The organism is Salinisphaera sp. G21_0 (assembly GCF_017744115.1).
Classification (GTDB): Bacteria; Pseudomonadota; Gammaproteobacteria; order Pseudomonadales; family Endozoicomonadaceae; genus Endozoicomonas.
On sequence record NZ_JAGHQW010000040.1, the window covers coordinates 35,699 to 57,959 of the forward strand.

At 49.5% G+C, this 22,261-nt stretch carries 20 protein-coding genes, 1 tRNA gene and 2 pseudogenes; 16 read left to right on the forward strand and 7 right to left on the reverse strand.

Translation table 11 applies throughout. The features are described from left to right. Positions 1–41: 41 nt before the first annotated feature. The 3 genes from J7439_RS17660 to yciA all read right to left on the reverse strand — a co-directional run bounded on the left by J7439_RS17660 (position 42) and on the right by yciA (position 2,451). Positions 42–1,079 carry a GMP reductase gene (locus J7439_RS17660; protein ID WP_209203274.1) on the reverse strand — a complete coding sequence of 346 codons (1,038 nt, stop codon included), beginning with the start codon at positions 1,077–1,079 and terminating at the stop codon, positions 42–44. 351 nt (positions 1,080–1,430) lie between these two features. Continuing rightward, positions 1,431–2,051 carry a uridine kinase gene (gene udk / locus J7439_RS17665; protein ID WP_209203275.1) on the reverse strand — a complete coding sequence of 207 codons (621 nt, stop codon included), beginning with the start codon at positions 2,049–2,051 and terminating at the stop codon, positions 1,431–1,433. A gap of 16 nt (positions 2,052–2,067) precedes the next feature. Next, complete coding sequence (gene yciA, locus J7439_RS17670) at positions 2,068–2,451, reverse strand: acyl-CoA thioester hydrolase YciA (RefSeq protein ID WP_209203276.1); 384 nt, start codon at positions 2,449–2,451, stop codon at positions 2,068–2,070. Between the two features lie 168 nt (positions 2,452–2,619). Between yciA and J7439_RS17675 the strand changes: the two genes are divergently transcribed. Beyond that, a complete protein-coding gene (locus J7439_RS17675; RefSeq protein ID WP_209203277.1) occupies positions 2,620–3,699 on the forward strand; it encodes a methyltransferase in 1,080 nt (359 codons plus the stop codon). Positions 3,700–4,031: 332 nt separating this feature from the next. After that, positions 4,032–4,268, forward strand: a complete 237-nt coding sequence (locus tag J7439_RS17680; protein ID WP_209203278.1) for a hypothetical protein — start codon at positions 4,032–4,034, stop codon at positions 4,266–4,268. A 138-nt stretch (positions 4,269–4,406) separates the two neighbouring features. Here J7439_RS17680 and J7439_RS17685 read toward each other — a convergent pair whose 3' ends face one another. From J7439_RS17685 to J7439_RS17695, 3 genes are all read right to left on the reverse strand, one after another. Further along, on the reverse strand, positions 4,407–5,153 hold the full coding sequence (locus tag J7439_RS17685) for a tRNA1(Val) (adenine(37)-N6)-methyltransferase (RefSeq protein WP_209203279.1): 747 nt from the start codon (positions 5,151–5,153) through the stop codon (positions 4,407–4,409). A gap of 5 nt (positions 5,154–5,158) precedes the next feature. Continuing rightward, entirely contained in the window at positions 5,159–6,040 is an 882-nt protein-coding gene (locus J7439_RS17690; RefSeq protein ID WP_209203280.1) for a DMT family transporter, read from the reverse strand. A 426-nt stretch (positions 6,041–6,466) separates the two neighbouring features. Beyond that, entirely contained in the window at positions 6,467–7,396 is a 930-nt protein-coding gene (locus J7439_RS17695) for an OmpA family protein (RefSeq protein ID WP_209203281.1), read from the reverse strand. Positions 7,397–7,593: 197 nt separating this feature from the next. On the opposite strand from J7439_RS17695, the gene J7439_RS17700 reads away from it, so the two are divergent. From J7439_RS17700 to J7439_RS17755, 12 genes and pseudogenes are all read left to right on the forward strand, one after another. Beyond that, positions 7,594–7,785, forward strand: a complete 192-nt coding sequence (locus J7439_RS17700) for a hypothetical protein (protein ID WP_209203282.1) — start codon at positions 7,594–7,596, stop codon at positions 7,783–7,785. Between the two features lie 172 nt (positions 7,786–7,957). Next, entirely contained in the window at positions 7,958–8,677 is a 720-nt protein-coding gene (locus J7439_RS17705; RefSeq protein ID WP_209203283.1) for an ATP-binding cassette domain-containing protein, read from the forward strand. A 5-nt stretch (positions 8,678–8,682) separates the two neighbouring features. Further along, positions 8,683–9,825 carry an ABC transporter permease gene (locus tag J7439_RS17710; protein ID WP_209203284.1) on the forward strand — a complete coding sequence of 381 codons (1,143 nt, stop codon included), beginning with the start codon at positions 8,683–8,685 and terminating at the stop codon, positions 9,823–9,825. Between the two features lie 420 nt (positions 9,826–10,245). Then, positions 10,246–10,791, forward strand: coding sequence for a hypothetical protein (locus tag J7439_RS17715; RefSeq protein WP_209203285.1), 546 nt, complete (start codon positions 10,246–10,248; stop codon positions 10,789–10,791). 430 nt (positions 10,792–11,221) lie between these two features. Continuing rightward, on the forward strand, positions 11,222–11,434 hold the full coding sequence (locus tag J7439_RS17720) for a flagellar biosynthesis anti-sigma factor FlgM (protein WP_101747596.1): 213 nt from the start codon (positions 11,222–11,224) through the stop codon (positions 11,432–11,434). 120 nt (positions 11,435–11,554) lie between these two features. Continuing rightward, positions 11,555–11,631, forward strand: a tRNA-Arg gene (locus J7439_RS17725). Positions 11,632–11,949: 318 nt separating this feature from the next. Further along, complete coding sequence (locus J7439_RS17730) at positions 11,950–14,214, forward strand: type I restriction-modification system subunit M (RefSeq protein ID WP_209203286.1); 2,265 nt, start codon at positions 11,950–11,952, stop codon at positions 14,212–14,214. Next, complete coding sequence (locus J7439_RS17735) at positions 14,214–15,644, forward strand: restriction endonuclease subunit S (RefSeq protein ID WP_209203287.1); 1,431 nt, start codon at positions 14,214–14,216, stop codon at positions 15,642–15,644. The genes J7439_RS17730 and J7439_RS17735 overlap by 1 nt, the downstream gene beginning before the upstream one ends. Continuing rightward, entirely contained in the window at positions 15,628–15,867 is a 240-nt protein-coding gene (locus J7439_RS17740; RefSeq protein ID WP_209203288.1) for a DUF1016 N-terminal domain-containing protein, read from the forward strand. The genes J7439_RS17735 and J7439_RS17740 overlap by 17 nt, the downstream gene beginning before the upstream one ends. A 215-nt stretch (positions 15,868–16,082) precedes the next feature. After that, on the forward strand, positions 16,083–17,363 hold the full coding sequence (locus J7439_RS17745; RefSeq protein WP_286198420.1) for an AAA family ATPase: 1,281 nt from the start codon (positions 16,083–16,085) through the stop codon (positions 17,361–17,363). Beyond that, positions 17,360–17,872: a hypothetical protein gene (locus tag J7439_RS17750; protein ID WP_209203290.1), complete on the forward strand. Its 513-nt coding sequence runs from the start codon at positions 17,360–17,362 to the stop codon at positions 17,870–17,872. Before J7439_RS17745 ends, J7439_RS17750 begins: the two co-directional genes overlap by 4 nt. Positions 17,873–17,896: 24 nt before the next feature. Then, positions 17,897–18,424: pseudogene (locus J7439_RS17755) on the forward strand (type I restriction endonuclease subunit R); the annotation flags it as partial. Positions 18,425–18,520: 96 nt separating this feature from the next. Here the strand turns inward: J7439_RS17755 and J7439_RS17760 are convergent. After that, positions 18,521–19,924, reverse strand: a complete 1,404-nt coding sequence (locus J7439_RS17760; protein ID WP_209203292.1) for a hypothetical protein — start codon at positions 19,922–19,924, stop codon at positions 18,521–18,523. Between the two features lie 112 nt (positions 19,925–20,036). Here J7439_RS17760 and J7439_RS17765 point away from each other — a divergent pair. Together J7439_RS17765 and J7439_RS17770 are read left to right on the forward strand one after the other, a co-directional pair. Then, positions 20,037–20,723 (forward strand): annotated as a pseudogene (locus J7439_RS17765) (type I restriction endonuclease); the annotation flags it as partial. Positions 20,724–20,834: 111 nt separating this feature from the next. Then, the gene (locus J7439_RS17770; RefSeq protein ID WP_209203294.1) at positions 20,835–21,815 is read left to right on the forward strand and encodes a transposase; all 981 of its coding nucleotides are present in this window, start codon (positions 20,835–20,837) and stop codon (positions 21,813–21,815) included. Positions 21,816–22,261: the final 446 nt, after the last annotated feature.

Genomic DNA, 22,261 nt, shown 5'->3' on the forward strand with positions numbered 1-22,261 from the left:
CCCAAAGTCAATGCTTTGTGGTCTCCGTGGTTGAGCAGAACTTAGTTGAAAATACGGTTTTCCTGTTCCTGAACCCGGATGAACGTGGTTCGCTTGGACAGTTCTTTCAGTTGCGCGGCTCCCACATAGGTGCAGGTTGAGCGTACGCCGCCGAGGATGTCCTGAACGGTTTCAAGGACCGGACCACGGTAAGGTACTTTCACGGTTTTGCCTTCCGAGGCGCGGTAGTTGGCAACACCGCCAGCGTGCTGGTCCATGGCAGTGGTGGAACTCATGCCATAGAACAGGCGGAATTGCCGACCATCTTCTTCTACCATTTCGCCGCCGGACTCATCGTGACCGGCAAACATACCGCCGATCATGACAAAATCAGCGCCGCCGCCAAATGCCTTGGACACGTCGCCGGCACAGGTGCAGCCACCGTCGGAAATCACCTGACCACCAACCCCATGGGCCGCATCGGCACATTCAATAACAGCGGACAGCTGTGGATAGCCGACACCGGTTTTAACGCGGGTGGTACAGACGGAGCCCGGTCCGATACCCACTTTAACGATGTCGGCACCTTTCAGGATCAGCTCTTCCACCATTTCTCCGGTAACCACGTTACCGGCAATAATCACCTTGTTGGGGTGACGCTGGCGAACACGGGCAACGAACTGGACAAAATGCTCTGAGTAACCGTTGGCTACATCGATACAGATAAAGCGGAGTTTGTCGTTCAGGGACAGGATTTCAGACATTTTGTCGAAATCGTTTTCGGATGTGCCGCTGCTGACCATGATATGGTTTTCAATACCTTCAGGGGCGTTGTCGAGGAAGGCCCGCCACTCTTCAACGGTGTAATGCTTGTGAACCGCAGTCAGCATTTTGTGTTCAGCCAGGGCGAGAGCCATGGCGAAAGTGCCGACGGTGTCCATGTTGGCAGCAATGACGGGTACGCCGGTCCATTCCTGGTCAGTGTGAACAAATCGGAAGGTGCGCTCCAGGCTTACCTGTGAACGGCTTTTCAGGGTGGAACGCTTTGGGCGGAACAAAACGTCTTTGAAACCCAGCTTGATATCAGCTTCTACACGCATAGTAACTTTTTAATCGCCATCTTGCAGTGCCCTGGGCATGGTGATCCGGGGATCATGCAGCAGCACTGGCAACTACGTTGGTTTGGGGAAGTTGGATGTACAAGCGGCCGGACAGCCTCGATGATCAGGGGAGACCTATCTTCGGATAAGCGAAGATTGCGCCGGACCCAACATCTTTTTTAAGGACGAATAAAATGGGCGTGTTTGACGCTTATACGGCTGAAGTATACCTAGGCGGTTATTGAAATGGAAGGTTGCAAAGCAAGGGGGGGGGTGGAATGCTTCCCGCTGCCCGAACAGGCACAAACAGTTTCGGCTTCTTCGGGCAGGGATACCGGGGCAGCGTCGCTTTTAATCAATCAGGTTGCGAATCTGGGTTTTGATCAGATCAATGGCAATCCTGTTTTTTCCGCCATGGGGAATGATCAGGTCAGCATGCTGGCGTGCAGGTTCAATAAACTGCATATACATGGGGCGAACCGTTTCCAGGTATTGCTTGATAACGGAATCAACATCCCGGCCCCGGCTGATAATATCCCGCTTCATACGACGGATCAGACACATATCCAGTGGCGTATCCATAAAGAAGCGCAGGTCAAAGGCTTCCCGGATTTCAGGGCTGGTGAAGAGCAGAATTCCTTCATAGATAACCACGCGGGCGGGGTTTACCTTGCGGGTATCTGTCCGGCGATTGTGCTGACTATAGTCGTAGAGTGGGACCTCGATTTCCTGACCATTTTTCAGCTTGATCATCTGCTCCAGCATCAGGTCATGATCCATGGACTCCGGGTGGTCATAGTTAGTACGAACCCGCTCCTCCATGCTCAAATGTGTCTGGTCTTTATAGTAGGAATCTTCTGAAATAACACACAGGTGCTCTGACTGAAGCTCTTCCACCAGTGTTTCTGCCAGCAGGCTTTTGCCGGATGCGGAGGCGCCGGCAATGCCGACGAGAATGGTTTTCTGTTTCATGGGGGGAGTCCGGTTGTTAGCTTCTGTCTACGGGAACAGGATGTCCGTTGTCGTCTATAGCGACATAGGTGAAAGAACCTTCAGTAACCTTGTGACGTGCTTCTGATTTATACGGGAGGGACATTACCCATACTTCAAGCTTAATACGCATGGAGGTGTTACCAACGCGAATGATATCAGCATAACAGCAAACCACGTCACCAACCTTCACCGGATGGATAAAGCTCATGGATTCAACGGCAACGGTAGAAACCCGGCTATTGCAGCGGTTTTTTGCTGCCAGGCCGCCGGCAATGTCCATCTGGGACATGATCCAGCCCCCGAAAATATCGCCATTCGGGTTGGTGTCGGCAGGCATTGCCAGTGTGCGCAGAACCAGATCACCCTGTGGTTCACTCATCAGAAAACTCCATACGGGTCGTAACTTGCGGCGAATGCTATGCCGGTGGAACAACCTTGTAAATCCGTATTTCCATGAACGTTTGATGGACAGCATTGGCATGGAAAACCGTGGACTATTCCTGTATAAGTTCCGGCTTTGTGAACTGTGCAACCGGCGTTGATACCTATGACATCCCCACTAGCCTCACATTTAACCAATCAGGGCCAGTTAATTGTTCGTAACCAGGCGCTTTTCGAGCTTGGGCATCTGGTGATGATTGGCTTGCCAGCTGATGATCTGGCAACTCATTTGTTGAGCGATGGGGTTGGCTATATCACGGCACTCACTCGTGATTTCAGTGCTTATCGGCGTCTGCTGCCCTTGCAGGCCCGGCTGGAAGACCGCTTCTCCCTGAGTTTTGCGCCGATCCTGTCGATGAATTTTGCCCGGTCTGTTGATGGTGTTTTGCTGTTTCTCCAGAAAAGCAAACCATTAATGGACTTCTGGCTGGCGATGGTATTGAGCTTTTTGCCGGAAGGTGTCCCCATTTGGCTGGTGGGAGAGAACGATGAAGGGATTAAATCATGGAAAAAGCGGCTCAAGAACAGTTTTGACTATGTTAAAAGTGTCGATAATGCCCGTCACTGCGTATTGCTGGAAGCTTCAGGGTCGTTGCAAAAGCCGGAGAATTTTGTCCTTGAACCCTGGTTTGAAACATTTTCTGTCTCTGCTGGCCCGGTCAATATGGACATTACCTCATTACCCGGCGTTTTCAGCCATGGTCGTCTGGATAAGGGAACCCAGGTTCTATTGGCAACGCTGGATAAAGTGCCTTCAGGTAAGGTACTGGATTTTGGTTGTGGCGCTGGGGTGATCTCCGCTTATATTAATACCCTGCCCGGTGAGTATGATATTACCCTGGTGGATTGTGATGCCCTGGCATTGGCCAGTAGTACCAAAACCATGAGCGCCAAAGGGCGTGACTCTTTTACGGTACTGCCAAGCGATGGCCTGTCAGAAGTGACAGGACAGTTTGATCTGATTATCTCCAACCCACCGTTTCACCAGGGCGTAAAAACCCACTATGAGGTGACAGAGCAGTTTCTTGCCCAGTCATGTCAGATGCTTCGCCCGGGTGGCGAGCTTCGTATTGTTGCCAATAGTTTTCTGCGTTATCCGCCCATTATTCAGAAGGCTTTTGGCCACTGTGAGACATTGCTCACCCGGGATGGATTCTCGGTTTATCGGGCGGTGAACAGATACTGAAATTGCTTGCTTTCAGTTGCCTGAAAGGTTATTTACGACATTGTTCCACTATAAGCTATTCATGACTCGCCAGACCGTATTAAGATAGGCCAAGGTGCCTGTCGGACTTAAGCGTCCGTAGCGAGGATTGCGAGAAATTGAGGATAAAAATTTCTGCTTCTGAGGAGAATAGCGGGGCTATTTGACGAATAAGCAGGAATTTTTAGACCAATTTATCGCAACCGCACGACTGCATGGATGCAGGAGCTAGGGCAACGCAGGAGCAGTTGCCGCGTAGGACAGTCTTAAGTCCGACAGGCTCCAGGGGCTTACCTTAAGAGTGAGGCGCGACCATGCATAATAATATTAAACCAGCGTGGGTATTTTGCGGCGTGTTTCTGGTCACGTTGCTATGGGCAGTGGAGTTTGATAACCGGCCACGAGCCCGACTGGCCATTCCCTACTCATCCGACCATCTTAGTTCATCAGCCAGTGAACAGGTCACGCAAAGTGACCGGAACATTGGCCTGAAGTCTGACGAACTTGCATCGAATATCATTGCTGATTACCAGGAGGCTGACCGAGAATAGGCTGCCCTACTGTGGTGGCAGCAAATTGGTCTATAAATCCGCTTTTGTTCGGCAAATAGCTCCGCTATTCACCTCACAAAACTGAATTTTTATCCTCAATTTTCTGCCATCCTCGCTAAGGGGTCGCCTAGACGGGCGCTATTCTCGGTCAGCCTCCTGGAGGGCCAGATAATAAGGTGACATCAACTGTCTGGTTTCTTCCGTGTAATGAGGAGGCTGGGTATATATAGTGATCGTCTCCTCTTGTGTTTCCAGAGGTTTATCCCGGTTTAAAACCAGGATATAGCGGTGGTTCCCATGACGGCTGGAAGAACGCAGCCCAATCTGCTTTATCAGACCCAGTCCTTCCGTGGCAGCCGCTTTCAAAAAATGCTGTGTGGATTCCACGGGTAGTAAAATCCAGGCTTCACCAGTGGCTGCCAAATGCCGGGAAATCACCCTGGCAAGATCCGTAAAACTCAGGCTATCGGTATGACGGGCCATGTTTCGTCGCTGGTCATCCCCCTTGAAGGATTGCTGAAAAAAAGGCGGATTCGAAATGATACAGTCAAAGCGTTGCTGACTGGTGGCAGAGAATATCTGGATAGCACTATTGACCAGTTGAAGCTGATCGGCCCAGGGACTGGCGGCAAAGTTACTGACCGCTTGTTGTGACGCTTCTTCATCCAGCTCCACGGCCGTGATTTTCCCACTGCAGTTCTGAGCAGCCATCAGGCTGAGCAACCCGGTGCCTGCACCAATATCCAGAATGGTCTGGCTATGTCGTAAGCCGGATGATTCAGCAATAAGCGCACCAAAGATGCAGGCATCCGTGGTAACTTTCATGGCACATTCACCCTGGTCAATTCTGAACTGCTTAAAAGCAAAGTAGCTGTTTCTGGCCATGACGTTTATTTTCTACTCAAGTGCTGCTGAGCCAGAACGGCAACAATAATCATAATCAAGCCAGCATAGGTGGCCGGATAGATAGACTCACCAAGAATATTGGCGATGAAAATCAGTGATAGAAACGGACTGAGGTAACTGATATTGCTGACCATGGCAGTATTGTCCGCCAGTTTAAGGGCTTTCAGCCACAGGATGTAAGCAAAGCCCATTTCAATCAGACCAACATAGGCCGCTGCTGCCAGACCTTCAGAGGCAATGGGCCCGAAATCGGAGAAGAGGGCGGTGGCAGCAATAATCCAGGGCAGTCCACAGAGGAAGCAGATCAGCAGGCCAACCACAGGATCCCCTTCGCGCCGGGTATTCAATAGCCAGTAAAGCGCCCAGATAATGGTGCTTGACAGTGCCAGAATAACACCGATGGGACTGGCGAAATTAAGATTTTCAAACTCCCCACGGGTACAGATAAGCAATACCCCCCCGTAGGCCAGCAGGCAGCAGAGCAGGCTGGTAAGCGACAGTTTTTTGCCCAGCAAAGGAACGGCAAGCAGGGTCAGCGCCATTGGCCAGCTGTAGTTTAATGCCTGCGCCTGTTGCGCCGGAAGCAGGTCGTAAGCGCCGAACAGGGCAACGTGATAGAGAAAAGGGTTTAACAGCCCCAGGGCCAGGAATAGCCCCGATGATTGTTTGAATTGGGAGACGACTAAACCAGCCTTTCCCTGAATCATGACAATGATGGTAAGCAGGGTGGTGGAGGTTGCCACGGACCAGAATACCAGCTGCCATGGGTCAAGATAGTTAAGGGCTATTTTAAAGGCGGTGGCAATGGTCGACCACAATAAGGCCGTGGCCAGGGCGTAAAAACAGGCTTTGCTATTGTCTGTCATGGATACTGCTTGGAGACGTTGGGTGAGTAAGTTTGAGTATTGGTCAATACTATCTCACAGGCTCCAAAAGAAACAGGTAAGGAGTTGTCGCGGAACAAGTTCCGCCGTTGGCTGAGACTTGCTCGCTTCCCGCTTCCCGCTTCCCGCAAAAGCACAAGTGGACTGTCTTTTTCGGGCAGCGGGCAGCGCTTATTGAAATGTCAAAGTTATTAAATAACAGTTCCAGAACGGCTAATGAAGGTTCTTAGGTTGGACATTAAGCTTATCCCTCCATTTTCATTGGGGTTTCGGATGGAACCACGAAGGACACGAAGAGCACAAAGAAGAGCTATTCTTTTCCTTCGTGCTCTTCGTGTCCTTCGTGGTTCCATCTTTAACTTGCCGAAGAGAGGAGTAGGCGCTTAATTTCTACCCTGAGAATGAAGGTTACCCTTCAATGGTGATGGTCACGTGACGGTTGTTTCTTCGGCCTTCTCTGGTTTGATCTCCGCTCTCCAGTACACCACCGGCCACTGCTTTGATGCGATTGCCACTGACGCCACGGTCTTCCAGGTATTTTTTGACACTTTCAGCCCTGCGCAGTGCCAGTTTTCGGTTGTGTTCCAGCGGGCCGGTTGAATCGGTGTAACCAACAGCTGTCAGATGAATGTCAGACTGTTGTTTGGCAACATCAGCGATTTTGTCCAACGCCTGAAGGCCCGGCGGGTCAATGTCGGCTTTATCAAAGCCAAAGTAAACCATGCCCAGCTCTCTCTTTAGTGGGCAGCCATCCGCATCGACGGGGATGCCTTCGGGGGTATCCGGGCACTTATCAATGTCATCGGGAACACCATCCCCATCACTGTCGATCGGGCAGCCATATTGGTTAACCGCCACATCGACGGGGGTATTGGGGCAGCGATCCATATTGTCTGGTACGCCATCTCCGTCGGAATCGGGGCAACCGTGAGCATCCACTGCTACACCGTAAGGGGTATTGGCGCACTTATCCATGTAGTCAGGAACCCCGTCATTATCGGAGTCTACCGGGCAGCCACTGTGATCGACGGTTACGCCTTTGGGTGTGTCTGCGCAGTGATCTTTGTTATCAGGAACACCATCGTGATCACTGTCACTGCCAGTCAGTGCACAGATAGCGGTACCGACCAGGGCACCACCAATAGCACCGTAAGCGGCCGATTTACCACTGTCGGATGAACTCTTACTGTTGGCTGCAGCGCCGACAAGACCGCCGGTACCCGCTCCGATCAGGGCGCATTGGCTCCACCGGTTCAGATGGCCATCACTGGCGCAGCCAACAAGACAAAGGGTGATGATGAACAGAGTTAGTGTTTTAAGGGGAGTGATGAAGGGCATGGATCAAACTCCGGATGTGTCAAGTTAGGGAAGTGTTGACGTCTAATCGGGTAAGGATTTCTCGTTAAGCCTGCATGCCATGGCCAACAGTAAACGTATCTCAAGCCGGTTTGGCAAAGCGTTGTAGCACTTTGTTTGTCAACGCATAAGTGATGACCAAAGGCGATTGCAGATAAAGCAGACAGGTTATTGGATGATTGGCAGCTTCGAGTATAGGACAAAATATTCACTGTCAGAGTCTCTTCCAATATGAAATGAGCTTGTCGTTTGCCATGACAGATTATGAAAATCATCACCACTTCATAAAAACGCTTGTCGATGTGCAAGGTCTTCTGGCGCAAGCGGCTTGTCTTGCCTCCACTCCAAAGATGATTGCTATCGCTGAATAGGGCAGCCCCTCAGTCACTTTGAAAATCGATTTTACGGGGGCTTGTTAAATGTCTCTAGGAAGCCAATTACAGGTGCTTATCTTTATTGGCAGACGACCGATAACCATGACCATGAAAACCAGGATCGTTGTTTATCCTGGCTGCGGGTCTTTATCAGGGCGGAAATATTAAGATGACAAATGTCCAGGCCGTTGCCATTCATGACCTTGAGCAGAGTATTGGTGAAACTGAAGTTTTGCGAATTCCGGAGCTGGTTATTGATGCTGGTGAAACGGTGTGCCTTCAAGGCGGGAATGGCTCTGGCAAAACCACCCTGTTAAGAACCCTGATGGGGCTTGTTCGCTATAACAGTGGTGATCTGATGGTTCTGGGTAATGATATGAGAAAAATTGGCACCTCATCTCTGGAAAGACTCCGTGCCGACTCTATCGGGTTTATTTTTCAGCATTATCGGCTGGTGCCATATCTGAGTGCTTTCGATAACATTTTGTTGCCCTGCTATTTCTCAGCGAAAAGGCGGTATGAAGCAGAAAGGAAATCTGAAACGGCAGCCGGGGATGCCATTCGCCTGATTCGCAAGCTCAGCTTAACAGACCCGTCACGGCTATCAAAAAATGCTGCACAATACAGTGCCGGTCAACAGCAGCGCTTTGCCATTGCCCGTGCGCTGATCGGCAACCCTGAAATAGTGTTGGCGGATGAACCGGCTTCGGCTATGGATTGCCGGGGGAAGAAAGCCGTTTACCAGCTATTACAGGATGAATGTCGTGCAAGTGGAGCCACACTGATCTGTACCACCCATGATGAGAACGGCATTGATGGTTTTGACCGATATGTGAACATGGATACCTTGAACCTGGCAAGGGAGCGCGAAAACCGATGGTCATTATGAAGATTATGCGCAGAAGCTTTGGTCAGAGAGCCGGACGCACAATTATTTCGATTCTGGCTCTTGCTTTCAGCATTGCACTTCTTCTGGTGATCAGCCATATTCATGAAGCCGTCCGATCCTATGCACGACAGGTGTCTTCAGGTGCAGACCTGATTGTCGGAGCACCTTCGCAGCCGACACATCTTGTCCTTTACAGCCTTTTTCGCATTGGCCCTCCTCCTCCGGTGATATCCTGGGATGTCTATGAAGCCATTGCTGGCCTGAAGGATGTGAAGTGGGCTGCGCCGGTGTCCACCAACGAAAGTCATCTTGGATATACAGTGACTGGCAGTACTGCACGTTATATGGAAACGCTGCAACTGAAAGTCCTTAATTTTATTGGCAGTGGATCAGGCACGGCATTCAGGAATCATCGTTCGGCATTTATCGGTGCCAGACTGGCGGCAGACTATCAGCCCGGAGAAACCCTGAAGATAGCCAATGGCTTTTCGCCCTCATCAAAAGATGAGTATCAAACGCCATTTATTATTCAGGGGGTTTTAATGGAAACCGGAACCTCGCTGGACAGTAATATTTTAATTCCTATTGAAGGGCTGCGAAAAATCCGAAAAGCCCATGGCATAAAAACTGACCACCTTAATTTCATTTTGATAAAATTGCGACATCGTCACTCTCTCTTTAAGGTGCAGAAGGAACTGAAGTCAACCTTCAATACACCACTTGAGGTAGTGATTCCTTCGATAGAACTGGAAAAGCTTGGGCACTATCAGCGAATGCTCAATAATGTGTTTATGGCCATGAGTTTTATCATCGGATTGCTCTCTTTGATGATGATGTATTTTAATCTTTCTGCCGGTTTTGCCGAGCGAAAACAGGAAGTCGAACTGTTACGAATGGTAGGGGTAAGCCCTTGGCAGCTGGCAGCCCTGACATTGACAGAACCTATGCTGCAAATCCTGTTTGCTCTTTGTTCTGGTGTTGTTATCTATAAAGTATCGACTCTGTTCCTGGGGAGCTGGATTCCTGTTGTGAGCAGCATCGCACTGCCCTTTGAGCAGCTGCTTTGGTTGTTGTCGCTGTTTTTACTGGGTTTTCTGGTGGCCTGCCTGCCAGCATGGCGAATCTATGGCTTTTCCAGAAGAACCTAAGATGCTGTCCGAGAATAGACTGCCCTACTGCGGTGGCAGCAAATTGGTCTAAAAAGTCGGAAATTTTCTGCCATCCTCGCTACGGGCGCTATTCTCGGTCAGCCTCCTGAATGGTTTAAGGCGGCATCCATGGATGGGGCTGCCACCATAAAACGTTGAGAATCCTGTTATCTGTCACCGTCGTATACCCTCGTCCACTATTACAACAAGTTGACAATGACTTTCATCACATTTGCAGAATTTAAACGTTAATCGGCATATATCTGTTAATGAATACAGGCAAGCTACATTTCCTGTTAAAAATCATAGCAATAATGTCTGACAAATTATGAGGAAAATAATCTAAAAAACATTGAAACCAATTAAAGGTGGCCAAAGTCTATGGTAAGTGTCTACTAAAGAAAAAAGAGGTTTTAATTTATGGACAGCTTGTCATCTTTACCAGCCACCACCCAGCCATTGACAACCTCTGTAAATCCACCGGGTTCAAATGGTGCGTCAATAACCGTTTCTTCCAATATAGCTGGAACAGATACCGTAACAGTGGCCTCAGGGGATACCAAGAATGAAATGCCAGACAAAGCACCAGGAAAAGAAGGAGGGTCTGTTGGTGATTCAATAAGTGATAAAACCGTAAAGAAAACCAAAGCCGACGCTCAAATGAGTGATCAGGGGGCAGGTGATGTGGAAGAAACGGGCTCTGAAGAGAGCGCGGCAGACGCAGAAGGAACTCCGAAAGAGTCTGATGAAAAGGAACAGCTTAAATCAATGACAGATAAGCTCCAGTCTGCTCAAATAGGTGATGGCTCAGAGGCAGCAGAAGCTGCGGAAGAGCAAGCCGAACCGGAGAAAAATGATTCTCCGGAGACTGAAGGTGAGACTCAGGGCGCAGATGCAGATGAAGGTGCGGAACCTGAAGAAATCATCGAAAACACGCAAGAAGAAGGAAAAAAGGAGGAAAATTGATGGTGCCCGGCTTTTGCGATGTGCTGAAAGCGATGGCTTGTTAACCGGCTGTTTTAGTAAGAGCCGGTTTAAAACTGAGTTTCAGGAGAGCCTTGTTGTCGAGCAAGGTATCTTCTGCTGAATGTAGATTATTGCCAGACCTTTGCTTTGCCCTCTCATTGGCCAATTTGCTATTACTGCACAATAGCAGGGCAGTCTATCTTCCAACAGACTCTAGTATTCCATTGGTGATTTTTCTGCGTTCCCATTGATATCCTCGCAATCAGTTTACTGTTGTGTTTGTGAGGTCTCCGAAGTCATTACATCACCTCAATTGGTATGAAACTTGTATACTAAAATAATAGGCATCATGGGTAGACAGCCTGAACTGGAGGTGACAGTATGACCGACTTGCCAGTAAAAAATATTTCTCAACGTTCAAGGAGTGAACATGGATAAAGAGCATCGAGAGTCAAGTACGAATTTGGAAGGCTCCGAGAAGAAACTAAGTTTTGTTATCAATGCTACAGAAGATCGTGTCAGCCGCCTGCGCCAGGCATACCTTGATGGAACGTTGATCGTTGACAGTGAACGTCTCGCCGAAAAAATGCTTGCCTTTGAGCAACAGCTTGAAATCGTGTTTCCCGAAAAAGACAGCCCCTGAGTCAATTTACGCCAGTTAGAAATCCTTTATCCTGCCAAGGCTTGATCATCCACTGTGAATGAAGTACGCTTCAATCGCGGTCATAAAGGTGTATGCCTTGGTATCTGTCCGATAACGCATGCTCCCATGGCACAGCTGGATAGCGCAGCCCCCTCCTAAGGGGCAGGTCGGAGGTTCGAATCCTCCTGGGAGCGCCAGAAAAATCAAAGACTTACAGTAGTGTAGGTCTTTTTTTTGATCTAATGAAAATGAATTTCTATCACGGTGCTATCACTGATGATGTGTTAGTCATTAATCACCGCTTTAATTTATTACGCCAGCCTGTATATCCATTGCATCGGTATTTTAGTGGTGCCGGTCGTGAATACGACTACTGCCAGCCGGTGAATAGCGGTACACTTTTGCCCGGAATATGACAGCAGATTGCCGCAGCCAATGTGCCACTGATGACAGTGGTAGCTGGTACTCAGATGTAGTTGCCTGTCTCAACGATTTTTTCTTCCCAAGAAGTGACCATGCCTAACACCCAAGCCTCCAACAATCTCGCCGCCTTTATCTGGTCCGTTGCCGACCTTCTGCGGGGAGATTTCAAACAGTCCCAGTACGGACGCATCATCCTGCCGTTTACACTGCTCCGTCGTTTGGAATGCGTACTGGAGCCCACCAAAGAAGCGGTACTGGCCCAGTATGAAAAAGTGAAGGTGATGAACCTGCCGGAAGAGGGGCGGGAGAAGCTGTTGTTGCGGGCGGCCGGGCTGTCCTTCTTTAATACATCACCGATGGATCTCTCCAAACTTGGACAGACCGGCATTAAAGACAATCTGGAAAGCTATGTGCTTGCCTTCTCACGGGATGCCCGGGAAATCTTTGAACATTTCAAGTTTGATGAATTTGTCGGCAGCCTGCAGGAGGCCAACCTGCTGTATAAGGTGGTGCAGAAGTTTGGCAGTATCGACCTGAGCCCGGATGCCATTTCCAATCACGATATGGGCCTGGTTTTTGAGGAACTGATCCGTAAATTTGCCGAAAGCTCTAACGAGACCGCCGGGGAACACTTTACCCCCCGGGATATTGTCCAGCTCACCACCTCCCTGGTGTTTATGGAAGATGACGATGCCTTAACCAAAGAGGGCATTATCCGCACCATCTACGACCCCACAGCAGGCACTGGCGGCTTTCTTTCTTCCGGTATGGAATATGTGCATGAACACAACGCCAATGCGGTGATGCGGGCTTTTGGTCAGGAACTGAATCCGGAGTCCTACGCCATCTGTAAAGCCGATATGCTGATCAAGGGGCAGGATGTCAGCCGGATCAAGTTGGGCAACACGCTTTCCAATGACCAGCTTACCAGCCAGCAGTTTGATTATATGCTCTCCAACCCCCCGTTCGGCGTGGACTGGAAGAAAATCGAGGGTACGGTCAAAACGGAACATGACGTGAAAGGCTTTGATGGTCGCTTTGGCCCCGGTCTGCCCCGGGTCTCCGATGGTTCGTTGTTGTTCCTGATGCACCTGATCAGCAAATTTCGGGCTATCACGCCCGATAATCAAAACCCCAGCCGTATCGGCATTATCCTGAACGGTTCGCCGTTGTTTACCGGCGGCGCAGGCAGTGGGGAAAGTGAGATTCGCCGTTACATATTGGAAGCCGATCTGCTGGAAGCCATTGTTGCCCTGCCTACTGATATGTTCTACAACACTGGCATTGCGACCTATATCTGGGTGCTGTCCAACAAAAAGTCGGCGGAGCGTAAGGGCAAAGTTCAGCTCATCAATGGGGCGAAGCTGTTTGGCAAGATGCGCAAGTCCCTGGGATCCAAACGCAATATCATGAGCCCGGAAGACCGTGCCGTGGTGACTCGCTGCTTTGGCAAGTTTGAGGCGGAAGCTACTGACTCCAATGGCATAGCAATCAGTAAACTATTTGAGACATACCAGTTCGGTTATCGTCGCATAATGGTAGAACGCCCCCTGCGTCTTTCTGCCCGGATTACTGCTGAAGCCATTGCCAGTCTGCGGTATGCGCCCAAGCCATATGACAATGTGATGCGTTGGCTGGTTGAAGAGTTTGGTGAAGATTGCCACTTGCACCTGTTCAGTCATCAGGAAGCTATTCGCGCCAAAATCAAGACCGATTTCAAAGAATTGAAAGAAAAGCAGATCAAAGTGCTGTTCAGTGATGATCTCTGGCTTTCCCAAATCGCGCTGATGATCAAAGCCAAAGGGTTGCAGGAAGAGATCAGCGCAGACCAAATTGACGATTTCAATAGTTTTGAAGCCCGCCTGAAATCTGCCTTGAAGGAAACGGGTATCACACTGGATGCGAAGGAGAAGAAACAGTTCCTTGATGCCGTGACATGGAAGAACCCTGAAGCCGAGCCGGTGGTCAAGAAAATTCTAAACGAGGAGACACAACCGCTCTACGGAACATTCACCTATAGCGGTAGCATTAAAGAATGGCAGGGCAAAGTCGTCGAATTCCAGCCAGATAGCGACCTGCGGGATAACGAGAACATCCCCCTTGATCCATCGGTGACCACCTCAACGCTGATCGAAACTTATTTCCAGCGGGAAGTGACGCCCCATGTGCCGGATGCATGGATCAATGCCGGCAAGCGGGATGAGCAGGACGGTGAGATCGGTATTGTCGGCTATGAGATTCCCTTTAACCGTCACTTCTATGTGTACCAGCCGCCCCGTGCCCTGGAAGCCATTGATGCTGATCTGGATGCGGTCAGTGGCCGGATTATGAAGCTGCTGGCGGAGGTGCATTCGTGATGGCGGGTGTTGGTGGTAAATATAAGGCTTATCCGGAGTATAAGGATTCTGGGGTTGAGTGGTTGGGGGAGATACCAGAGCACTGGGAAGTAAAGCCTTTAAAGTACTTTTGCTCATACAATGATGATGTTTTATCTGAATTGTTGGCTCCTGATTTTGAGTTGGAATATGTAGATATCGGAAGTGTTTCTGCCACTGATGGCATAAAGCAAACAGAAGTAATGTCATTTTCTAAGTCTCCATCCCGAGCAAGAAGAAAAGTAAAGGATGGCGATGTTATTGTTTCAACTGTAAGAACTTATCTTGAAGCCATAGCTCCAATCATAAACCCGCCAGAGAATTTAGTGGTCTCTACTGGCTTTGCGGTTATCCGGCCAACAACAGGCGTGCATAAAAAATATGCCGCATATCTTTTACGGGCAAAGGGGTTTATCAAAGAAGTAGTTGCTCGCTCTGTCGGAGTCAGTTACCCAGCGATTAATGCTTCTGAGTTGGTCTGTATTAAAACTGTACTTCCAAAGGAGGCAGAGCAAGCTACCATTGCCAACTTCCTCGATCACGAAACCGCCAAAATCGATGCACTGATCGAAGAGCAGAAAACCCTGATCCGGTTGCTGCAAGAAAAACGTCAGGCGGTGATCAGCCATGCCGTGACCAAAGGGCTTAACCCTGATGCACCAATGAAAGACTCCGGTGTGGAGTGGCTGGGGGAGGTGCCGGAGCATTGGGGTGTGGCACCGCTAAAAAGATTTGCCGATGTTTTGGACTGTAAGCACATAACAGCAGAGTTTGTTGATGATGGCATTCCTCTTGCTGGCATTAGAGAAGTCAAAGGCTGGTCTATCGACCTGAGCGAAGCAAAGAGGACAACTCAGAAATTTTATGAGTTACTGATTGAAGGTGGAAGAGAGCCTGTCATGGGTGACATTATATACAGTCGTAATGCCACAGTGGGTGAAGCGGCGTTAGTTATAGGTAACGATGTTTTTGCGATGGGCCAGGATGTGTGTCTTCTGAGAAGCAATGGAGACTTTGATTCTGAGTACTTACTACATCAACTGAATTCACCAGTTGTAAAACTGCAGTTAGATAGTTTGCTTATTGGCTCTACCTTCAAGCGCATTAATGTTGAAGATATTCGTAATTTTTTAATCTTAAGCCCGCCAAAAGAAGAACAGCTTGAAATCCGTAATTCTCTTCGGGGTAAGACAGAGCGATATGATGCATTGATTCTTGATGCGGAAGAAGCTATCAAGTTGATGCAAGAACGTCGAACAGCCCTGATCTCAGCCGCTGTCACTGGCAAAATAGACATCCGTGACTGGGTTGATCCCGCGCATCCCAGTGCCCCCGACAGAGATGCATCCATGCACGGTGCAGCCCACCCACAACAAAAACACCCCGAGGCTACTCATGATCAAACCGGCTGAAGCACCGGAGCAGCCAGACACCCTGTTCAGCGAAATCGGCCTGATCCAGTCCACCCGCCAGCGGGCTGCAGTGGTGGTGAATGCCGAGCTGACCCGGCTCTACTGGCAGGTGGGGGAGCGCATCAATACCGAGGTGCTTAAAGGTGAACGGGCGGACTATGGCAAGCAGGTGGTGATTAATCTGTCGCGAAGCAGCTCACCGGCCACCATGGGCAAAGGCTGAGCCCCCGGCAACTGCGCCCTTGCACCCAGCTGGCGGAGGTATGCACGGCGGATGAGATTGTCTCTACAGTGTGGAGACAATTGCGCTGGAGCCTTGTGTAGCAAGCCGATACCCTGTTAACTATCGACTGTGTGCGATTCAATGCCGAACCGGCCACAGGCACACTGCGTACCATTATCGAATAAATTACAACCCCCTATCAGCCGGACACGCTCATGTTGAAAGAAATCCGGATGGAAAACTGGAAAAGCTACCAGCAATCCACCCTTTACCTTGACCCGCTGACCGTGCTGATTGGCACGAATGCCAGTGGTAAGTCCAATGCCCTGGATGCATTTCAGTTCCTGAGTCGCAGTGTGGCAGGGCTCCCCATTAACACGATTCTGCAGGGGGATAACATCCATCCCGGGCTGCGGGGCGGTAAAGAGTGGGCGTGCAGGGATGGCAGTGATCGCTTTGCTCTTGAAGCGGTTGTTGGCACTGATGATGTCAATACTGAGTTTGTCTACCGTCTGGAAGTTGCCGTGGCAGGGATACCACAAATTTATGCAGAAAGTCTGAAAAGAACCCGATATCGCCCCCGGGCTGGTACCGTTTCTTCCGAGATCAATCTGTTCACGACGGATGTCTGCCCTGACACAGCGCCAGCGATCACCGCCAGGCTATACAACACCAAAACAGGTAAACCCAGACCTTCAGGTCGGCAAACAACGATACTTAGCCAGCTTTACCCGGAAGCGCAGGCGCAAAGTTTGCGGGCAGAGATCGGTGAAGGGGTTATCGCTGTGAACAGGGCTTTGTCGAAAATTTTCATTCTCGATCCTATTCCTTCTCATATGAGAGGGTACACGGCACTCTCTGCTGATCTGGACAGCGATGCCGCTAATATTGCCGGAGTGATTGCCGCTCTGGTTGATGAGCAGAAGGCGAAAGTAGAAGCAACACTGACTGATTATGTCAGCCAGTTACCGGAAAGAGACATACGTCGTATCTATGCAGATACCGTTGGCCGCTTTAATTCCGATGCCATGCTCTATTGCGATGAACAGTGGGGCAATGAAAGTCTGTCTGTTGATGCCAGGGGGATGTCGGATGGCACTTTGCGTTTTCTGGCGATCCTGGTAGCCCTGCTGGTACGTCCGAAAAACAGCCTGTTGATTGTCGAGGAAATTGATAACGGCCTGCACCCGTCACGGGCCAAGCTGTTACTCGATGTGTTGAAAACGATCGGGAAGGAACGTGCCATTGATATTCTGGTGACCACCCATAACCCGGCACTGCTCGATAACCTTGGTCCGGAAATGACCCCGTTTATTACCATTAGCCATCGGGAAGATGCGTCTGGCTCTAGTCATCTCACTCTGCTTGAAGATATTGCCATGCTGCCAAAACTGCTATCAGCAGGACCTGTTGGTACTTTGGCCAGCCAGGGGCGGCTTGAAGCGGCCCTTAAGCAAGAGGTTATGAAGCGGGAGAGTGGGGGCGCGTTTCAGTGAGCAATAAGGTTATTATTTTTGATACCTCCGTATTATGCTGCTGGCTGCAGGTTCCTGGTAAAGAAACCTGCGGTCCGGAAAATGACCGCTGGGATTTTCATCGCATTAATCAGAAGGTGGATGATGAACACGCCAGCAATAGCACCTTCGTGCTTCCGTTAGCCACGATTATTGAAACCGGCAACCATATCGCCTTTGCGAGTGGTCATCGCTTTTCGCTAGCGCAGGGTTTGGCAGACCTGATACGTAAAACGGCTACGGAGAGTGATCCCTGGGCAGCTTTCGGGCATCAAAATGAGCTGTGGAGCCCGGAAAGACTTTTGCTGCTGGCAGATGACTGGCCTGAACTCGCCAAACAGGGGTTGGGTATTGGTGACACTACGATCAAGAACGTTGCAGACTACTATGCACAAACCAATGCCATAGCCGTTGAGATTCTGACGGGAGATCAAGGACTGAAAGCCTATCAGCCAACGACAACCATTCCTCAGCCACGGCGCCGCCGATAGTTTGCAGTACAGGATGTTTTCCTCATGGATGCCACAAAAGAAGCCGTCTTCCAGAACGAAATAATTGCCCAGATGCAGGCCAATGGCTGGTTGTTGGGTTCCGGCGACCAGTACCACCGGGAAACGGCGCTGTACACCAGCGATGTGCTTGATTTTGTCAAACAGACCCAGCCGAAGGACTGGGCGAAGTTCTGCAAGGTCTTCCCCTCGGATTCGGAACAGCACTTTATCAGACACCTGGTGACGCAGCTTAACAAGGCTGACCCCAATGCCATTGATAAAGAGCTGCGCAGTTACGGCACCCTTGGGGTGTTGCGCCATGGCCTGAAGATTCGTAATGCCCGGTTTCGCCTGTGCCAGTTTATGCCGGAGCATGATCTGAATCCGGATACCCTGGCCCGTTATAAAGAGAACCGTTGTCGCCTTGTGCCGGAGCTGGTCTATTCGCCCTATGCCACCGATGAACACTTTGCCGAAACCGGCAAAAAGGCCAGGTCGTGGCGCATCAGCAATTCCCTCAATGACAATGTGCCCCCCCCAATATCAATTGATAATTTTAAGCACAATCCCCCCATGCAATGACCATGAAGTCACTGCTTTAAAATGACTCTATTAGCGAACGCAGGCTACAGCACCCTCCATTGTCGTTTATGAGGTATCAGGAAACAGGCTTTGGATACTCACTTTCTTCCTTATTTGCTGATCTTTGGGCTTCACTCGTTTGCCTGTCCTTCGCGGCTCAGGCACTCCCTGTAAAACCAGTCCCTTCATAAACAGTAGCCAGGAACCGATGACAAAAATTTCAAAAAAATTCCGTTGCGCTTCCCAAAGCCTTTTCTTTCGCTTGTTAGCCTGTAAGGCCTCGTTGAACAACGGGTCGGAAAGCTCCACTATTTGATCAATAAGAAAGGCGAGAAACATCAGGCAGGCAAAGTTGCTCGACAGATTCTCCTCACCATGGCCATAGTTGTGTTCGAGGCTGTAGCCGAGGTTCTTCAGTGTATTAAACGTCTCATTCTCTATAGACCACTTGGCGCGTCCTCCACGCATGACTTTCATGCAGTACAGATGGTTGTAAAGAGTCAGGCTGGTCGCCCAGCTGTTTTGGTAAATTCGGTTTCCTTTAGGATCAAACTCCATGTAATCAAGAAAATTAACCAGCAGATCAGGGTGGGACTTATTGAGCGGCACATCATTGGCGTAGAGAAACCAATGTCGATGACCTTTTTTATCGGTATACGTGAAGCGATGAACCTTTCCCTGTCGATCCATATCATCAACGGCTTCAATCAGGGCTGCGTGGTCACTATCCTTGGCGACCGCAATAAAATGATGCCCATTAGAAAGAACCCGTTTGATGGTAGGGCCTTTGGAATAAAGATCATCAAAGTTCATGATCAGTTTTAAGTGATAATGCTCACGGGAAAGGTCGGCCAGGATGCGCTCAAGAGCCCGGACTTCACAATCATTTTTCGATGCATCTATCTGCTGGGTAATAGGCTCCGGCATGAGTGGCATGACGGTTTTCTTGCCGGGCTTGACCAGACAGATCGCTGACAGCTGATGGTAGTAGACCGTTGGCTTTTTGGGGTCCTCTGCGTTCTTGATGCAGCAATTCTTGCAGTGAATTTTTTTGGATGAAAATGTTTGGGTTGCGTCAACCGGAGCCAGATACCCTTCTTTGAAATATTTATATCGCTTTAGCCAGCCGCGTCTCTGGAAATAGGTAAAGCAAGAGGTGAACAGTGACCGGAAGTGTTCTGTCGGAACCTGATCAATGACGGCTCTGACGTAGCTGTCGCAAGGTATGTGTTCAACGTGATATAAATTTTTGGCATTGTCCTGAACGGTCGGCTGTTGTCGTTTGTCATCAGAGCTGAGCAACGATGGGTGTTTCAGGTGAAAGACGGCCAAAGCGTACATGATGGTATCAGGAAGGGTGATTTTACCGGACCGCCCTTTGGATGATCGGGGATCAGGGATTTCCTGAACCTTTTCAAACACGAGATCAAGAAGCTCCTGTGCCACGGAGCGTTTGCTGGAAACTGGCATGCTGCAACCAATTGGTTACCAGAAGTACTATTAAGATTGCGGTTCTGTGATTAAATTTCAAGTCCCTGAGCTATGGTAGATAAGGGCTTATGGGTATTGTGGGAATTGCTGGTGGCGCATTGACCTGGTGCTGTTTATCAATGGTCTGCCGGTATCGACGCTGGAGCTGAAATCCGAGTTCAAGCAGTCGGTGGATAACGCCATTCGGCAGTATAAAACCACTCGCCTGGCGAAAGACCCGGAAACCGGTAAGCCGGAGCCGCTTCTCACCTTCAAGCGGGGTGCGCTGGTGCATTTTGCTGTCAGCCAATATCAGGTTTATATGGCAACCCGGTTGGCCGGTGCTGCTACCTTCTTTCTTCCGTTTAATAAGGGGACAAAGGAAGGCGGCGCTGGTAATGATATTCCCGGCGATGAAAACCGCTATGCCACCGATTACCTGTGGAATGAGGTGTTGCTGCCGGACAACCTGCTGAATATTCTTGCCCGTTACGTTCACCTTGAGATTAAGGAGTCCGAAGACTGGGAAGGCCGCAAAACCAAAAAGGAAACGCTGATCTTCCCCCGGTATCACCAGTGGGATGCGGTGCGTAAACTGATTGGCGCTGCCCGTACCGAAGGTTCTGGCCACCGTTACCTGGTGCAGCACAGTGCCGGTTCCGGAAAGTCCAACTCTATTGCCTGGACAGCCCATCAGCTATCCACCCTTTATAAAGACGATGGAGACAAGCAGTTCCATTCCGTGATCGTGATTACTGACCGGACGGTGCTGGACGATCAGCTCCAGGATACCATCTACCCAAAAATAAAGGACACCCAAGAGTTTGACTAATCGGCCACACCGTCTATTTTTCCTCTGGAGCCTCTTAAGGGAATTAAGCACATTTACCCAGTAACCAGAAAAAATGACATGACGACCGCCCGAAAAAACCTCATAGATTCAGCCAGCACGCCCTACTATCACTGCATGGCACGCTGCGTTCGCAGGGCTTTCCTATGCGGCAAAGACAATTTCTCAGGCATAAACTATGAGCATCGCAGGCAGTGGGTGGTTGATCGGTTGAAAGCACTTTCTGGTATTTTTGCTCTGGAAGTCTGTGCTTATGCGGTGATGTCGAATCATTATCATGTGGTGCTCCATATCAATAGTCAGCAAGCTAAAAAATGGGAGACCAAAGAAGTCTTACAACGCTGGACGCAGCTGTTTTCTGGCCCGCACCTGGTTCAGCGTTATCTTGTCGGCGACCAGCTGGGCAAAGTAGAGCTGCTGCGTGTCGAAGAATATGCCCAGAAGTACCGCAGTCGTTTAATGGATATCAGCTGGTTCATGCGCTGCCTTAACGAATACTTAGCCCGGCTGGCCAATAAAGAGGATGAGTGCAAAGGGCGCTTTTGGGAAGGTCGTTACAAAAGTCAGGCCCTGTTAGATGAGGCGGCATTGCTGACTTGCATGGCCTATGTCGACCTAAACCCCATCCGGACAAAAATTGCTGCAACGCTGGAAACCTCAAAACATACCTCTATAAAAGAACGCATTGAGTCATACGACAGCGCAGACGGAAAAAAACAAAAGTTACACTTGAAACCGTTAAAAGCTCAGGGTCAAAACCCTGAACAGGCGATTCCATACCCACTCAGTAGTTACTTTGAACTGGTTGACTGGTCTGGCCGAATTATCCGCAAAGGCAAACGTGGTCGTATAACCGACGATGTACCGCCTATCCTGGAGCGCTTGGGTATTGACCCAAATGAATGGCTGCAGACTATGCGCTGGCATAATCGTTTTCACCGCGCAGTCGGCAAGCTGGCTTCACTGAAGGCTTATGCAGAAAGTACCGGAAAGTGCTGGGTTCATGGAATGTCTGTGAGCGGTGCTCTTTACCCTGCCTGATCAATGCATTTTCATTTTACTTTAATGTGGCCAGAATTTTCTGAGTGCTCTTTCTTATATGTCTCGATAGTATTTTCTCTGACTGTTGCTGAGTACTTTTTATGCTCTTTCTGCTTGGAATGAATGAGATTTTCTTAAATCGATCAATACTATTATTTTGAAAAATGAATAGATGAAAAATTATCTTTTCTTTTTAAAAAGTGGGTGTCCTTTTTTCTTCTGACGAGGCTATTTTTTGGGTGTCCTTTTTTTTCCGTCCTTTTTTCTTCTGACGAGGCTATTTTTTGGGTGTCCTTTTTTTTCTTTTTTTTCCGTTTTTTTTCCGGTTTCAGAAGCTACAGATGTGCGGAAATCGCGTTATATCATGCGCTTGACAAGTTACCTGAACCGGAAATGACCCACAGATTTTACTGACGAGGCTATTTTTTGGGTGTCCTTTTTTTTGT

Excerpts from the sequence above, each read along its gene's own strand:
- J7439_RS17705 (WP_209203283.1), top strand. The coding sequence starts at position 7,958 with ATGACAAATGTCCAGGCCGTTGCCATTCATGACCTTGAGCAGAGTATT.
- J7439_RS17735 (WP_209203287.1), top strand. The coding sequence starts at position 14,214 with ATGGCGGGTGTTGGTGGTAAATATAAGGCTTATCCGGAGTATAAGGAT.
- J7439_RS17745 (WP_286198420.1), top strand. The coding sequence starts at position 16,083 with ATGTTGAAAGAAATCCGGATGGAAAACTGGAAAAGCTACCAGCAATCC.
- J7439_RS17660 (WP_209203274.1), bottom strand. The coding sequence starts at position 1,079 with ATGCGTGTAGAAGCTGATATCAAGCTGGGTTTCAAAGACGTTTTGTTC.
- J7439_RS17690 (WP_209203280.1), bottom strand. The coding sequence starts at position 6,040 with ATGACAGACAATAGCAAAGCCTGTTTTTACGCCCTGGCCACGGCCTTA.
- J7439_RS17685 (WP_209203279.1), bottom strand. The coding sequence starts at position 5,153 with ATGGCCAGAAACAGCTACTTTGCTTTTAAGCAGTTCAGAATTGACCAG.
- J7439_RS17770 (WP_209203294.1), top strand. The coding sequence starts at position 20,835 with ATGACGACCGCCCGAAAAAACCTCATAGATTCAGCCAGCACGCCCTAC.
- yciA (WP_209203276.1), bottom strand. The coding sequence starts at position 2,451 with ATGAGTGAACCACAGGGTGATCTGGTTCTGCGCACACTGGCAATGCCT.
- J7439_RS17680 (WP_209203278.1), top strand. The coding sequence starts at position 4,032 with ATGCATAATAATATTAAACCAGCGTGGGTATTTTGCGGCGTGTTTCTG.
- J7439_RS17720 (WP_101747596.1), top strand. The coding sequence starts at position 11,222 with ATGGATAAAGAGCATCGAGAGTCAAGTACGAATTTGGAAGGCTCCGAG.
- J7439_RS17710 (WP_209203284.1), top strand. The coding sequence starts at position 8,683 with ATGCGCAGAAGCTTTGGTCAGAGAGCCGGACGCACAATTATTTCGATT.
- J7439_RS17730 (WP_209203286.1), top strand. The coding sequence starts at position 11,950 with ATGCCTAACACCCAAGCCTCCAACAATCTCGCCGCCTTTATCTGGTCC.
- J7439_RS17740 (WP_209203288.1), top strand. The coding sequence starts at position 15,628 with ATGATCAAACCGGCTGAAGCACCGGAGCAGCCAGACACCCTGTTCAGC.
- J7439_RS17760 (WP_209203292.1), bottom strand. The coding sequence starts at position 19,924 with ATGCCAGTTTCCAGCAAACGCTCCGTGGCACAGGAGCTTCTTGATCTC.
- J7439_RS17675 (WP_209203277.1), top strand. The coding sequence starts at position 2,620 with ATGACATCCCCACTAGCCTCACATTTAACCAATCAGGGCCAGTTAATT.
- udk (WP_209203275.1), bottom strand. The coding sequence starts at position 2,051 with ATGAAACAGAAAACCATTCTCGTCGGCATTGCCGGCGCCTCCGCATCC.
- J7439_RS17695 (WP_209203281.1), bottom strand. The coding sequence starts at position 7,396 with ATGCCCTTCATCACTCCCCTTAAAACACTAACTCTGTTCATCATCACC.
- J7439_RS17715 (WP_209203285.1), top strand. The coding sequence starts at position 10,246 with ATGGACAGCTTGTCATCTTTACCAGCCACCACCCAGCCATTGACAACC.